This window comes from Streptomyces sp. NPDC025833 (assembly GCF_055558055.1).
This window is the reverse complement of sequence record NZ_JBVHNF010000007.1, coordinates 59,442-72,952: the sequence shown is the minus strand read 5'-3', so window position 1 is coordinate 72,952 and position 13,511 is coordinate 59,442. Positions and strand designations below refer to the sequence as shown.

13 protein-coding genes are annotated in these 13,511 nt (G+C 73.0%); 6 read left to right on the top strand and 7 right to left on the bottom strand.

All coding sequences use genetic code 11. The annotated features are described in order from the left end of the window. Positions 1–66: 66 nt before the first annotated feature. Entirely contained in the window at positions 67–969 is a 903-nt protein-coding gene (mqnP, locus tag ACZ4K2_RS13705; RefSeq protein ID WP_467476738.1) for a menaquinone biosynthesis prenyltransferase MqnP, read from the bottom strand. Next, on the bottom strand, positions 966–2,423 hold the full coding sequence (locus ACZ4K2_RS13700; protein WP_467476736.1) for a menaquinone biosynthesis decarboxylase: 1,458 nt from the start codon (positions 2,421–2,423) through the stop codon (positions 966–968). Before ACZ4K2_RS13700 ends, mqnP begins: the two co-directional genes overlap by 4 nt. Before the next feature lie 140 nt (positions 2,424–2,563). On the opposite strand from ACZ4K2_RS13700, the gene ACZ4K2_RS13695 reads away from it, so the two are divergent. The 4 genes from ACZ4K2_RS13695 (at position 2,564) to ACZ4K2_RS13680 (ending at position 5,696) form a co-directional block, all read left to right on the top strand. Continuing rightward, positions 2,564–3,256 carry a DUF6232 family protein gene (locus ACZ4K2_RS13695; protein WP_467476735.1) on the top strand — a complete coding sequence of 231 codons (693 nt, stop codon included), beginning with the start codon at positions 2,564–2,566 and terminating at the stop codon, positions 3,254–3,256. Then, on the top strand, positions 3,253–3,600 hold the full coding sequence (locus tag ACZ4K2_RS13690; RefSeq protein ID WP_467476733.1) for a hypothetical protein: 348 nt from the start codon (positions 3,253–3,255) through the stop codon (positions 3,598–3,600). The genes ACZ4K2_RS13695 and ACZ4K2_RS13690 overlap by 4 nt, the downstream gene beginning before the upstream one ends. A gap of 71 nt (positions 3,601–3,671) precedes the next feature. Next, positions 3,672–4,121 (top strand): nucleoside deaminase, encoded by a 450-nt coding sequence (locus ACZ4K2_RS13685; protein WP_467476730.1) that lies wholly within the window; start codon positions 3,672–3,674, stop codon positions 4,119–4,121. 168 nt (positions 4,122–4,289) lie between these two features. Continuing rightward, on the top strand, positions 4,290–5,696 hold the full coding sequence (locus ACZ4K2_RS13680; RefSeq protein WP_467476726.1) for a condensation domain-containing protein: 1,407 nt from the start codon (positions 4,290–4,292) through the stop codon (positions 5,694–5,696). A 104-nt stretch (positions 5,697–5,800) separates the two neighbouring features. On the opposite strand, the gene ACZ4K2_RS13675 is transcribed toward ACZ4K2_RS13680, so the two are convergent. Next, positions 5,801–5,974: a hypothetical protein gene (locus ACZ4K2_RS13675; RefSeq protein ID WP_467476724.1), complete on the bottom strand. Its 174-nt coding sequence runs from the start codon at positions 5,972–5,974 to the stop codon at positions 5,801–5,803. Positions 5,975–6,072: 98 nt separating this feature from the next. On the opposite strand from ACZ4K2_RS13675, the gene ACZ4K2_RS13670 reads away from it, so the two are divergent. Both ACZ4K2_RS13670 and ACZ4K2_RS13665 read left to right on the top strand, forming a co-directional pair. Next, positions 6,073–7,869: a hypothetical protein gene (locus tag ACZ4K2_RS13670; protein WP_467476722.1), complete on the top strand. Its 1,797-nt coding sequence runs from the start codon at positions 6,073–6,075 to the stop codon at positions 7,867–7,869. Next, entirely contained in the window at positions 7,869–9,416 is a 1,548-nt protein-coding gene (locus ACZ4K2_RS13665) for an ABC transporter substrate-binding protein (RefSeq protein WP_467476720.1), read from the top strand. Before ACZ4K2_RS13670 ends, ACZ4K2_RS13665 begins: the two co-directional genes overlap by 1 nt. 24 nt (positions 9,417–9,440) lie before the next feature. Here ACZ4K2_RS13665 and ACZ4K2_RS13660 read toward each other — a convergent pair whose 3' ends face one another. Genes ACZ4K2_RS13660 through ACZ4K2_RS13645 form a run of 4 tightly spaced genes read right to left on the bottom strand, consistent with a single transcriptional unit; the run spans position 9,441 to position 13,511 of the window. Then, positions 9,441–9,923: an SRPBCC family protein gene (locus ACZ4K2_RS13660; protein WP_467476719.1), complete on the bottom strand. Its 483-nt coding sequence runs from the start codon at positions 9,921–9,923 to the stop codon at positions 9,441–9,443. A gap of 25 nt (positions 9,924–9,948) precedes the next feature. Further along, complete coding sequence (gene ccsB / locus ACZ4K2_RS13655) at positions 9,949–11,031, bottom strand: c-type cytochrome biogenesis protein CcsB (protein WP_467476717.1); 1,083 nt, start codon at positions 11,029–11,031, stop codon at positions 9,949–9,951. After that, complete coding sequence (gene resB, locus ACZ4K2_RS13650) at positions 11,028–12,734, bottom strand: cytochrome c biogenesis protein ResB (RefSeq protein ID WP_467476715.1); 1,707 nt, start codon at positions 12,732–12,734, stop codon at positions 11,028–11,030. Before resB ends, ccsB begins: the two co-directional genes overlap by 4 nt. A 3-nt stretch (positions 12,735–12,737) precedes the next feature. Continuing rightward, a complete protein-coding gene (locus ACZ4K2_RS13645) occupies positions 12,738–13,511 on the bottom strand; it encodes a cytochrome c biogenesis CcdA family protein (RefSeq protein WP_467476713.1) in 774 nt (257 codons plus the stop codon).

Sequence of the window (13,511 nt, the reverse complement as noted above, 5' to 3'; positions counted from 1 at the left end):
CCTGCGTTCACACCTTGAGCGTACCGGCGGGCCCGGACGTGCTCAGGCCGGGTGGGGTCCCGGCCCTCAGACGGTCAGGCCGCGCACGAGGAGATCGAGCAGCGCGCACACGAACAGGGCAATGCCGATGAAGCCGTTGACCGAGAAGAACGCCCTGTTGAGGCGGGACAGGTCGTGCGGGCGGACGATGGTGTGCTCGTACCCGAAGGCAGCCGCCACGACCACCAGGCCCAGCCAGAAGAAGGCGCCGGCGTGGGTGGCCAGGCCGTACCAGACGAACAGGGCCGTGGTGACGGCGTGGCAGACGCGCGCGCCCCGGATGGCGGCCGGGATGCCGAAGCGGGCCGGAACCGACCGGACGCCGATCTCCCGGTCGGTCTCGACGTCCTGGCAGGCGTAGATCAGGTCGAAGCCGCCGATCCAGATGCCGACGGCCAGACCGAGGATCACCGCCGTCCAGGACCACTCGCCGCTGATCGCCAGCCAGCCGCCGATCGGGCCCATGGCCTGGGCGAGACCCAGGATGGCCTGCGGGAAGTCGGTGAACCGCTTCCCGTAGGGGTAGACCACCATCGGGACCACCGCGACCGGGGCGAGGGCCAGGCACAGCGGGTTGAGCAGGGCCGCGGCGCCGAGGAAGACCACCAGGGCGATCAGGGCGCCCGTCCAGGCGTGCCGCACCGACATCGCGCCGGTCACCAGCTCGCGCTGGGCGGTGCGCGGATTGCGGGCGTCGATCTCGCGGTCGATGATCCGGTTGACCGCCATGGCGAACGTGCGCAGGCCGACCATGCAGACGGTGACCAGGAGCAGCCTGCCCCAGTGGACGTTGCCGTCCCGCTCGTACATCGCCGTGAGGGTGGCGATGTAGGCGAACGGGAGCGCGAAGACCGAGTGCTCGATCATCACCAGGCGCAGGAACGCCTTGGTGCGGCCGGGCCGCGGGAGTGCCGCCGAGGCGCCGCTCACAGTCCGTACTCCTTCCAGCGGCGGTCCACCAGGGCCGCCGTATCAGGGTCCGACAGGACCATCTCCGGCCACCCGCCGTCGCGCGTGTACCCCTCCTCCGGCCACTTCCGCGTGGCGTCGATCCCCGCCTTGCCTCCCCAGAACTGCTGGTAGGAGGCGTGGTCCAGGTGGTCGACGGGGCCCTCGACGACGGTGAGGTCGCGGGCGTAGTCGGTGTTGCCGAGGGCCCGCCAGGCGACCTCGTGCAGGTCGTGGACGTCGCAGTCGGAGTCCACCACCACGATCAGCTTGGTGAGGGACATCATGTGCGCCCCCCACACCGCGTGCATCACCTTCTGCGCGTGCTTCGGGTACTTCTTGTCGATCGAGACGATCGCACAGTTGTGGAAGCCGCCCGCCTCGGGCAGGTGGTAGTCCACGATGTCCGGGACGATGATCTTCAGCAGGGGCAGGAAGAAGCGCTCCGTGGCCCGGCCGAGCGGACCGTCCTCCGTCGGCGGGCGGCCGACCACGATCGACTGGAGCAGCGGGCGCCTGCGCATCGTCACGCAGTCGATCCGCAGGGCCGGGAAGGGCTCCTGCGGGGTGTAGAAGCCGGTGTGGTCGCCGAAGGGCCCCTCGGGGAGCATCTCGCCCGGCTCCAGCCAGCCCTCCAGGACGACCTCCGCGTTCGCGGGCACCTGGAGCGGGACCGTCTTGCAGTCGACCATCTCGATCCGCTTGCCCGCGAGGAACCCGGCGAACAGGTACTCGTCGATGTCGCCGGGGAGCGGGGCCGTGGAGGCGTACGTCACGGCGGGCGGGCAGCCGAACGCGATGGCGACCGGGAGGCGCTCGCCCTTGCGCGCCGCGACCTGGTAGTGGTTGCGGCTGTCCTTGTGGATCTGCCAGTGCATGCCGATCGTGCGCTTGTCGTGGCGCTGGAGGCGGTACAGGCCCAGGTTCCGGACGCCGCTCTCGGGGTCCTTGGTGTGGGTCAGGCCCAGGTTGAAGAAGGAGCCGCCGTCCTCGGGCCAGGTGAAGAGGGCCGGGAGCCGGTCGAGGTCGACCTCGTCGCCGTGCAGCACGACCTCCTGCACGGGCGCGTTGTCGGACTTCACCTTCCGCGGCGGCACGTGCGCCATCGCGCCCAGCTTCCCGAACGCCTCGCGCACGCCGACGAAGCCGTGCGGCAGCTCGGGCCGCAGCAGACCGCCGATCTTCTCGGAGATCTCGCCGTACGACTTCAGGCCCAGCGCCTTCAGCAGGCGGCGGTCGGTGCCGTACACGTTCATGGCGAGGGGCATGTCCGAGCCGCGCACGTTCTCGAAGAGCAGGGCGGGACCGCCGGACTTCTGCACCCGGTCGACGATCTCCCCGACCTCCAGGTACGGGTCGACCTCGGCCTTGACGCGCTGGAGGTCGCCCTCGCGCTCCAGGGCCCGGAGCAGGGAGCGAAGATCGTCGTAAGCCATGGGGCCCAGTATCGCCGACGTACCGCTTTGTCCTCGCGCCCACCCCCGTCCGCCCGCGCATAACGACTTGCCACCGCGCGCGCCGGACGGCATTAATGGTCCCCCGCTCCGAGCGGGACCATCCGACCTCTGGGGGAGACATGGAGACCGGCCGACCACCCGAGCAACCGCCCCGCACCCCGCCCACCGCGCCGTCGGCCCCGCCGCCCGCCGCGCCCGGCGAGCCGCCGGCGCGGACGTACGCCGGGGCGCCCGTGCCGGACGTGCCGCCGCCGGCCCGGACCGCGCCGCCGGCCTTCGTCGAGGTGCGGGTCAGCGAGCGGATCCTGTGGATCGGCTCGGCCGTCTACCCGCTGCGCAATATCGCCCGCGTCTACACCTTCACCATGCGGCCGCGGCGCAAGGAGGCGGTGCTGCGGTTCCTGCGGTACACCACCGGGGCGCTGGTCGTCGGGTTCATCGCCATGCTGCCGAGCCTGCCGTCCCTGGCCTTCGGGGGCGCCGACTCCGGCGCGGCCGGCTACGTGGCCTGGGTGTGGTTCCTCGCGCTCGCCGCCACCGTCTACTTCCTGGTCGACATGCTGTCCGTGGTGACCGCGACACCGCACCACGTCCTCGCCGTCGAGACGTCCGGCGCCTCCACCGCGCTGGTGACCAGCCGCGACGCCCGGTACCTGGACGAGCTGGTCGGCCGGATCTCGTACGCCATCGACCACCCCGAGAGCGAGTTCCGGGTGACGGTGGAGCGCCTCACCGTCTCGGCGGACAACTACTACTTCGGCGACAACGTCAACATGTACGGCGGCAGCGGGAACACGGGGGTCGCGCGATGACCGGCAACAGCTACCACTACGGCGACAACGTGAACATGTACGGCGGCCAGGGCAACCAGGGCATCGTCAAGACCTGGACGGGCACCGGCGCGGCCCAGGACCCTGCCCTGCTCGCGGCCCTCGACCGGCTCCAGCGCCTGATCGACGAGCTGCGCGAGCAGGTCCCGGCGCCCAGCGCCCGGCTGCTGGAGGAGTCCCGGCCCGCGCTGAGCACCGAGGCGGCCGTCCCCGCGCAGGAGCGGCACCGCGCGCTGATGGCGGTCGCCGGGATCGCCGCCACCGTCGGCGCGATCGGGCAGCCGGTGGCCCAGGCGGTGCAGGCGGTCGTCGGCCTGCTCACCTAGGGGGTCTCGTCCGGGGCGGCGGATTCCGCCCGGCGCGTTGCCCCGGCGTCCGGCCGGGGAACGGTACCGGCATGGACCAGCGACAGGCCCGTACCTGGCTCGCCACCGCCGTCGCCGAGGCACGCGCCGGGCTCGCCGAGGGCGGCGTCCCGATCGGCGCGGCCCTCTACGGCCCCGACGGGACGCTGCTGGGGCGCGGCCGCAACCGCCGCGTGCAGGACGGCGACCCCTCCGCGCACGCGGAGACGGCCGCCTTCCGCGCGGCGGGCCGGCGGCGCTCCTACCGCGGCACGACGATGGTGACGACGCTCTCGCCCTGCTGGTACTGCAGCGGCCTGGTCCGCCAGTTCGGCATCTCGCGCGTGGTCGTCGGCGAGGCCACCACCTTCCACGGCGGGCACGACTGGCTCGCCGGGCTCGGTGTGGAGATCGTGCTGCTGGCGGACGCCGGGTGCGTGGAGCTGATGCGGGCGTTCATCGACAGCCGGCCGGACCTGTGGCACGAGGACATCGGGGCGTGAGCCGTCCCGCCGCCCCCGTCCGCCCGGTCACCGACGGTTAATCACTTCCGCGTTCGGCCCGCCATCCGTTCCGTTGAAATGGACCGGACGGGCATGTCCCGGCCGCGTCCCACGGCATTGCCTTGCAGGGGGCCCGCAACGAGGGGCCCCTTCTGCGATGGGAGACGCGTGCGAATCACTGACATCCAGCGCTGCGAGGTCCGGCCGGGACGGCTCGTCGAGTGGACGCTGAGCCCGGCGACCGTCGCGGCGGCGGCGGCACTCCCGGACGACTCCCGGCCGCCCGCCTACATCCAGGAGTCGCACATCAGGACCGCCCGGTGCGTCCGGGAGGACGGGCTGTTCGTGCCGACCTGGCTCGGCGCCGCCTTCGACCTGCCCGGCCCGGTCGACCTGGACGCGCTGGAACGGGCCCTGCGCGCCTGGACCGTACGGCACGAGACGCTGCGCAGCGGCTTCCGCTGGACCGGTGACGAGCTGCGCCGGTTCACGCTCGACGCGTCCGACGTCTCCCTGTGCCGGCGGGAGCGGGGCGACTTCCCCGACGCGGACGGCCTCGTGCGCCACCTCCAGGACCGCTTCGACACGGCCGCGGACGCCCTGCGCTGGCCCAACCTGCTCTACACGGCGGTCGTCCGGGACGACGGCGCGAGCGTGTACCTGGCCTTCGACCACAGCAACGTCGACGCCTACTCCGTGCACCGCATCCCCGCCGAGGTCCACGAGCTGTACACCGCGGCCCGGACCGGCGCCGAGCCGGACGCCTGCGCACCGGCCGCCAGTTACGTCGACTTCTGCCGGCTGGAGCGGGCCCAGGCGGACGGCATCGACGGACGGCACGCGGTCGTCGACCGCTGGCGGGAGTTCATCCGCCGCTGCGACGGCACGCTGCCGGGGTTCCCGGTCGACCTGGGCCTGACCCCGGGCGGACCGCTGCCCGCGCAGCGGATGCTGTGCGAGCCGCTGGCGGACGCCCGGGAGGCGGCGGCGTTCGAGGCGTACTGCCGGCCCTACGGCGGCACCCTGGTCGGGATGCTGGCCGCGACCGCGCTCATCGTGCACGAACTCGGCGGCCGGCCGGTGTACCGGACGGTGGTGCCCTTCCACACCCGGGTGAAGTCCCGCTGGACCGACTCGGTCGGCTGGTACGTGGGCGGCGCCCCGATCGAGGTGCCCGTGCACCGCGCCCCCGCCTTCCCGGAGGTGCTGCGGGCGGTGCGCGCCGAACTCCAGGCGAACCGGTCGCTGGCCCGGATGCCGCTGCCCCGCGTGCTGAGCCTGCTCGGCGGGGACTTCCGGCCGACCTCGCCGGACCTGTACTCGATCGTGTCCTACGTCGACGCCCGTGCCACGCCCGGCGCCGAGCGGTGGGCGGAGCTGAAGGCGTACGGACTGCTCCGGGTGTCGTACGGCGACCAGGTGTGCGTGTGGGTGAACCGGCTGCCCGACGGGCTGTGGCTGGCGAGCCGGTACCCGGACACGGACGCCGCGGCGAAGAGCATGCGGCTGTACGTCGAGCGGCTGCGCGACCGGATCGCCTCGGTGGCCCACGGGAGCCTCCCCGCGGTTTCGTGACACAACGGTCACCGTTGGCTCTGGTGTGCGGCAACTCCCCCTTCCTACACTCCTGTTGAGGGGGAGATGCGGTGCACAGACGGTTGCACGGGCGGGGAGCACTCTTAGACGTCGATCCGGCGGGACTCGCGCCGCGGCTCGTGGGCCTGCGCCCGCACCAGCACCGCGCGCACCCCTGCGAACACCCGGACGAACCACCGTTCGTGGTGCTCACCGGGGCGCGGGGGCTCGGCAAGAGCGCGGTCCTCGGCGAGCTGCGCGACGCCTACCGGGGACACACGCCGGTCGCGCTGGCCACTGCGCGGAGGACCAGTTCCGGGCGCCGCCCGCGGACCGGCCCGCCGCCTCCTGGTCGCCGCTCGGACAGGCGCTGCTGGTGATCGCCGAACAGCTCGCCGAGCCGGTGACGGGTGCCGGGCGGATCACCTTCCCGCGGCTGATGACGGGCCTGGTCGCGGTGGCCGCCGGCGGCTGGGGCGACGCCGACTCGGAGCGCATCCGCCGGGAGGTCGAGCGGCTCCTGCTGCTGAACGAGAGCGGCGCGCGGCTCGGCGGGCTCGCCGGGCGGTGGGCCGGGAAGGTGGCGGCCAAGGTGGTCGCCGCGGCCACCGGCACCGGGCCGCTGGTGTCGGGGGCCATCGAGGCGACCCTGGAGTCCGTCGCCGAGGGGTTCACCAACCGCCGCCACCAGAAGGCGTCGGTGTGGTACCGCACCTATCCGAACGCGGGCGGCAACGCCCAGCGCGGACTGATCCTGCTGTCCCAGCACTTCCGGGACGGCGGCGGCTCCCGCGAGCACGCCGAGCGCTACCTGGTGCGGGCGCTGCTGGCCGACCTGACGGAGGCGTACACCGGGGTGCTGCCGCGGATGCAGCGGCTGGGCCGGCCGCTGGTGCTGCTGGACAACGCGCAGTCGGCGCCCGGGCCGGGGCTGGTGGCGGCCGTGCTGCGGGACCGCGCCGAGGGCGTCGGGGACCGGGTGGTGTTCGTCGCGGCCCGGTGCGGGGAGGGCCGTGAGGAGCTGCCGGGCGCGGTGCGCCGGGAGCTGCCCGAGGTGGCCCGGCGCTGCGACTGGGCGCCGGACGCGGCCCCTTCCTCGCGGGCGCTGCTGCTGGCGCTGGGACCGCTGAGCCCGGACGACACCCTGCACATCGTCGGCGCGGCCTGCGGGGACACGGCCGTCCCCGCGCAGCTCCCCCTCGCCACGCACCGGCTGACCGGCGGGAACCCGCTGGGCGTCCGGCTGCTCGCCGAGTCGGCCGCGCAGGCCCTGCCCGCGGCGTCCTCACTGGGCGAGCTGCTCACGGCCGGGGTGCGCTGCGCCGAGGACCGGCCCGCCGTGCCCGCCTACGAGGCGCTGCTGGACCGGCTGGTGCCGGCCGGCCTGCTGGACGAGCTGACCGTGCTGGCCGCCGCGCACGACCACGGCTCGGCCTGCGCGCTGGCCGCCGCGCTGCTGCCGGACACCTTCGGCCCGGCGAGCGTCCGGGCGCTGCAGACGCTGCTCGCCGAGGAGGGGCTGCCCACCGTGCCGGGCCGGTTCGTCGGCGACCCGTTCGTGCGCACCCTGCTGCTGCTCCGGCTGCACCTGCGGGACGCCGACCACGCGTCCTGGCGCACCGCGCACGAGACGCTGATCGCCCACCACCCCGGCGCCGGGCACGCCCGCTACCGGCTCCACCACGAGCTGGCGCTCGGGCGGCCGGAGGCGGCGGTCGACCACCTCCGGGACACCTTCCCCACCGCGGACCCCGCCGACTGGCTGCGCACCCTGCGCTTCGTCGCGTCCGCGCCCTACTTCCACGCGCACGACGCCGAGGGCCGCGACTTCACCGGCCGCGGTGACCGGCGGGCCGAGGTCGCGCTCGGCCGCACCGACGCCGGACCCGGCCCGCCGGAGGGCGTGGACGGCGTACTGCACCTGCGGATACGGCGGCTGCTGCACGCGGTGTGGCTGCTCGCGGACCCGCTGGTACTGCCCGACCCGCAGGTGTGCGACCGGCTCCGGTTCGAGCTGGAGCAGCTCTCCAACCTGCGGCCGGCGGGCAACGCGCTGCTGTGGCGGGTCTCCCGGGACTGGCCGGCGGCGGCACTGGCCGGGCGCCCGATGGACGGCCCGGGCGACGCGGCGGACGACCCGGAGAACCCGGACGACCCGAGCGGGGAGGCGTGATGGCACGCAGAGGTGTGGGCACGTGGCTGCGCGAGGGCGTCTGGGAGATCCCGCTGCGCCGCTACACCGCCCTGCTGGTGGCGGCGGTCCTGGTGGCCGGCCTGGTGGTCGCGGTCCGGTCGCTGCTGCACGAGGACCGCTCCTGCGGGCCGGGGGTGGCCCGGCCCGAGGGCAGCGAGGAGTGCGTGGGCGTGGCGACCGGGCCGTACGACTTCGGGACGCACGAGCTGCGGGACGTGGTGCGGGCGATCGGCCGGGAGAACGACCGGCTGAAGCCGGGGAGTTACGTGTCGGTGGCGCTGATGCTGCCGTACACCTCGACCTCGCAGACCACGCAGAACGACATCCGCCACCAGCTCCAGGGCGCCTACCTCGCCCAGTACGCCGCCAACCACGACGCCAACGGGGAGCACCCGCAGATCCGGCTGCTGCTCGCCAGCCCGGGGGCGACCGGGACGTACTGGCAGCGGACGGTGGAGCAGCTCATCGCGATGACGACGGGCGCGGACCGGCTGCGGGCGGTCGCCGGCATCGGGCAGAGCACCAACGCCAACAAGCAGGCCGTCCGGGAGCTGACCCGGGCCGGCGTCCCGGTGGTGGGCTCCTCCATCACCGCCGACGACCTCGCCAACGGGCAGCAGGCCAAGGACCCGTTCCCGGGGCTGGCCCGGGTGGCGCCGACCAACACCGACGAGGCCCGCGCGCTGGCCTCCTTCGCCAAGGTGACCGCGGGCAAGGCGCTGCTCGTGTACGACAAGCCCGGCGACCCGTACACGCGGACCCTCCAGCAGTCGTTCGCGGCGCTGATCAAGGGGTCGCCGTACGAGCCGCAGCCGTTCACGCCGCCCGCCGACCGCAGCGAGGAGGGCACGACGGCGAACACCTTCCGGCAGATCACGCACCTGGTGTGCGACACCTCCCGGGAGACGGACACGATCCTGTTCGCCGGCCGGCACACCCAGCTGCGCCAGTTCATCAACGCGCTGGGCGGGCGGGGCTGCCAGGACCGCAGGTTCACGCTGCTGACCGGTGACGAGGCGTCGTACCTGACCCACGAGAAGGACCTGGACCGCGGTGCGCTGCGGCACAACCTCTCCGTGCGCTACACCTCCCTCGCCCACCCGGACGCCTGGGCGAAGGCGTCGGCGCGGACGGGCGGCTCGGCGGCCGACTTCGCGGCGCTGCGGCGCCTGCTGGCGGCCGCGGACCGCGAGCCGGTGGGCCCGGTCGGCTCGGTCGCGCTGGACGACGGGCAGCTCATCATCGGCTACGACGCGCTGCGGCTCGCGGTGCACGGCATCCGGGAGGCGGTGCCGTCCGGCGGGACCGTCCCGGCGCTCGCGGACGTGGGCCTGCAGTGGCCGCAGGTGAAGGGCTCCCTGCGGGTGGACGGGGCGAGCGGCTGGATCTGCCTGGACGTGCACGGCAACCCCTACGACAAGGCGGTGCCGATCGTGGAGCTGACCCCCACGGGCGGCTCGCGCTTCGTGCGGATCGCCTGGCCGGAGGGGAAGCCGCCAGGACGGGAGTGCCTGCCGCCGTCCTAACGGGTCCCGGTCGGCGCGGGCGCCCTAGGTGAACTGGCCGGGGAGGGGGTCGGACGGCTCCGCGGGGGCCGCCGGGCCCGGTGCGGGGTGGTTCCGCGGGCCGTCGAGGATCTCGATCAGGCGTTCGAAGCGGGCGCGCCAGCTCCGCTCCGACTCGTCCTCGCCCTCCTCCGCGCCCTGGAACTCGTGGGTGAAGCGCAGCGCGCACCCCCGGTCGCCGTCCCGCTCCAGGTGGAACCGGATCCGCCCGGCCGCACCGAGGGTGTACTCGGCCATCCGGTCCACGTCCCACGCCGTGACCTGACCGCTGCCCAGGTCGCGCAGGGTGACCGCGCCGTCGAGCCGGGGCTCCAGAACGTCGGCGGCGGTGCACCACAGCCCGAGTCCCCCGGGCGTGGCCACCGCCGACCAGACGTCCTCCATGGACCGCGGAACACGCACCAGGAAGTGGAGTATGTGCGTGTTCCCGTGCGTCTGGCTGGTGCCCTGTTCGATGGAACCGCTCATGACACCAGTGTCACCGACCCGGCGGCTACACGCCCGCGTAGGAGTGCTTGCCGGTGACGAAGATGTTGACGCCGTAGTAGTTGAACAGCCAGCAGCCGAAGGCGATGAGGGCCAGGTAGGCGGCCTTGCGGCCCTTCCAGCCGGCCGTGGCCCGGGCGTGCAGGTAGCAGGCGTAGGCGACCCAGGTGATGAAGGACCAGGTCTCCTTGGGGTCCCAGTTCCAGTACCGGCCCCAGGCGTCGCCGGCCCAGATCGCGCCCGCGATGATCGTGAACGTCCACAGCGGGAAGACGGCCGCGTTGACCCGGTAGGCGAACTTGTCCAGGGAGGCGGAGGCGGGCAGCCGCTCCAGCACCGAGGACGCGAACCGGCCGGGCTCGCCGCCGGTCTGGAGCTTGTTCTCGTACGAGTCCTTGAACAGGTACAGGATCGTGGCGACCGCGCCGACGTAGAACACCGCGCCGCAGAAGATGGCGGTGGAGACGTGGATGTACAGCCAGTACGAGTGCAGGGCCGGCACGAGCTGGTCGCTGGCCGTGTACAGGACGGTGACCGCGAGGCCGAGGTCGAGCAGGACCGTGGTGGTGAGGAACAGGCCGAGCCAGCGCACGTTCTTCCGCAGGGCCAGCAGACCGAGGTACACGCCGACGGCGACCGTGGAGAAGGTGATGTTGAACTCGTACATGTTGCCCCACGGCGCCCGCTCCACGGAGGCCGCGCGGGCGACGACACCGGCCAGCTCCACGAGGAACGCGAGCACGGTGAGGGAGACGGCGACGCGGCCGTACAGGTCGCCCTGCTGGTCGCCGCCGTGCGCGCCGGGGCCGTCGGGCACGTCCCGGGAGCCGGACGCCGAGCGGACGACGACCTCCGGCCGCTCCAGCACGGCGGTGCCGCCGGCCCGCTTCACCGTGACGGCGGGGGCACCCGGCGTCCGCGCGGTCTCGGCGGTCAGCGCGGCGGCCGTGCGGCCCACCTTGCTGCGGCTGCCGAACAGCCACTCGGCGATGTAGGCGAAGAAGGCAAGGGTGTAGACGGCCATCGACGAGTAGATCAGCGTGTTGCTGAGACTCGCGAGATGTTCGTTGGTGGCGGCGGCGAGAGTCACTTCTCAGCCCCTTCGGCAGGTACGGCTTGAGGGTCGGGGGTTTCGGCGGGGTCGCCGGGGTCGGGAGCCCCCGGCGCCTGGTCGTAGAGGCGGCCGGCGAGGTCGCCCAGTTCCTCGGGCACCTTCGCGGATTCGCTGCGGCCCAGCCCGGCCATCTCGACCACCGTGACGCCGTCGGCACCGCGCACCGCGCGCACCCACACGCGGCGGCGCTGGATGAACAGGGACCCGGCGAGACCGAGGATCGCGGCGACGGCGCCGCCGAGCGCCCAGCCGCTGCCCGGCTCCTGGACGACCTCGAAGCCGGCCCACTCCTTGATGTCCTTCTCGAAGGTGATGGACCCGGCGCCGTTCGGCATCGTGAGCGTGTCGCCCGGCTTCAGCAGCTTCTTCAGGAGCTGGCCCTTGGCGTCCTTGAACTCCTTCATGTGGGTCTTGTCGAGCTGGTACACGCTCTGCGGGGCGCCCGCGTCCACGCCGAGGTCGCCGTGGTAGGCGTTCACCGCGAGCAGCGGGTTCAGCAGCGCCGGGAACTGCGAGAGCATCGTGCCGCTGCGGGCGTCGAACGTCGGCACGAAGAACGCCTGGAAGCCGAGCTGCTCCTTCTCGCCCCGGGCGTCGCGGTAGCCGTCCATGACCTTGACGACACCCTGCGAGCTGACGTTGCCGTCGAGCGGCAGCAGCGGCACGGCGTCGTGGTAGACGACCTTGCCCCGCCCGTCCCGGACGGTGATGACGGGCGCGTAGCCGTGGCTGACCAGGTAGACCTTGGAGTCGTCGATCCTCAGCGGCTCGTTGACCTTGACGGTGGCCGCCTTCTCCTTACCGTACGCGCCCTCGCTGTACCTGATCCTCGCCTCGAAGGTGCGCGGGGTGCCCTTGTTCGGGCCGCTCACCTCGTACGTGCCCTCGAAGTCCTTCAGGTCGAAGCTGAACGGGACCAGGTCGTCGGGCCGGAACAGGCTGCCGGACTTGAAGTCGTCGTACATCGGCAGCGCGTTCGCGAAGCCGTCGCCCTCCACCATCAGCTTGGTGCCGTCCGCCTTGTAGAGCTGGCCGGAGGCGAAGGCGACCAGCAGCACGATCAGGGCGATGTGGAAGAGCAGGTTGCCCAGCTCGCGCAGGTAGCCCTTCTCGGCGGCGACGGCGTCACCGGCGACGCGGGCGCGGAAGCGGCGCTTCCTCAGCAGGGCGAGCGCGGCCTCGCGGACCTTCTCCGGGTCGGCCCCGGTGCGCCAGGTGGTGTACGCGGGCAGCCGGTTCAGCCGCTTGGGCGCGCCCGGCGGACGGCCGCGGAGCTGGCCGACGAACTGCCAGGTGCGGGGCACGATGCAGCCGATGAGGGAGACGAACAGCAGGATGTAGATCGCGGAGAACCACACCGAGCTGTACACGTGGAACAGGCCGAGCTTGTCGTAGAGGGGACCCAGCGTCCCGTGGGCGGCGCGGAAGTCCTCGACCTTGCCCGCGTCGGCGCCGGTCTGCGGGATCAGCGAGCCGGGGATGGCGCCGAGCGAGAGCAGCAGGAGCAGCAGCAGCGCGACGCGCATGGAGGTGAGCTGCCGCCAGAACCAGCGTGCCCAGCCGATGACACCGAGGCCCGGCAGGCCCGCCGGTTCCTCCTGCGGGGCGGTGGAGAGGCGGGAACCGGCGGCTCCCAGGTCCTCCCGCTCCCGGTTGTCGCCGGTGTCGGTCTTGCTCATCGGTCAGATCCCCACATTGAAGCCGTCGGACCAGATCTGCATCTGCTGGATCAGGGCGCTCCAGGCCCCGGACAGCAGCAGCACACCGGTCACGATCATCATCGTGCCGCCGATGCGCGTCACCCACACATAGTGGCGCTTGACCCAGGCGAAGGCGCCGAGCGCCTTGCGGAAGCCGATCGCGGTGAGCACGAACGGCACGCCGAGGCCGAGACAGTAGACCACCATCAGCAGGGAGCCCCGCGCGGCGCTCGACTCGTTGATGGAGAGGATGTTCACCGAGGAGAGCGTCGGGCCCATGCAGGGCGTCCAGCCGACGCCGAAGAGGGCGCCGAGCAGGGGCGCCCCGAGCAGGCCGCCCGTCGGCCGCTTGTGGAAGCGGAACTCGCGCATGGTGAACCAGGGCAGCAGCCCCATGAAGAACACGCCCATGAGGATCATGAGCGCGCCGAGCACCCGCATCAGGGTGTCCTGGTAGTCGATCAGGCTGGCGCCGAAATAGCCGAAGAGCGCGCCGCTGGAGACGAACACGGCGCTGAAGCCCAGCACGAACAGGGAGGCGCCGGCGACCATCCGCCCCCGGCGCGCCTCGGCCAGGTCGGTGCCCGCGACGCCGGTGACGTAGGAGAGGTAGCCGGGGACCAGGGGCAGCACGCAGGGCGAGAAGAAGGAGACGAGCCCGGCGAGCAGGGCGATCGGCAGGGCGACCAGCAGGGCGCCGTGCAGGACCGTCTGGTTGCGGCCCGTCTCCGCGGCCAGCGTCAGCAGTGCGCTCAC

Bases quoted from the DNA above. Each gene is read 5' to 3' on its own strand.
- ACZ4K2_RS13700 (WP_467476736.1), bottom strand. From the start codon at position 2,423: ATGGCTTACGACGATCTTCGCTCCCTGCTCCGGGCCCTGGAGCGCGAG.
- ACZ4K2_RS13695 (WP_467476735.1), top strand. From the start codon at position 2,564: ATGGAGACCGGCCGACCACCCGAGCAACCGCCCCGCACCCCGCCCACC.
- ACZ4K2_RS13690 (WP_467476733.1), top strand. From the start codon at position 3,253: ATGACCGGCAACAGCTACCACTACGGCGACAACGTGAACATGTACGGC.
- ACZ4K2_RS13685 (WP_467476730.1), top strand. From the start codon at position 3,672: ATGGACCAGCGACAGGCCCGTACCTGGCTCGCCACCGCCGTCGCCGAG.
- ACZ4K2_RS13665 (WP_467476720.1), top strand. From the start codon at position 7,869: ATGGCACGCAGAGGTGTGGGCACGTGGCTGCGCGAGGGCGTCTGGGAG.
- ACZ4K2_RS13660 (WP_467476719.1), bottom strand. From the start codon at position 9,923: ATGAGCGGTTCCATCGAACAGGGCACCAGCCAGACGCACGGGAACACG.
- resB (WP_467476715.1), bottom strand. From the start codon at position 12,734: ATGAGCAAGACCGACACCGGCGACAACCGGGAGCGGGAGGACCTGGGA.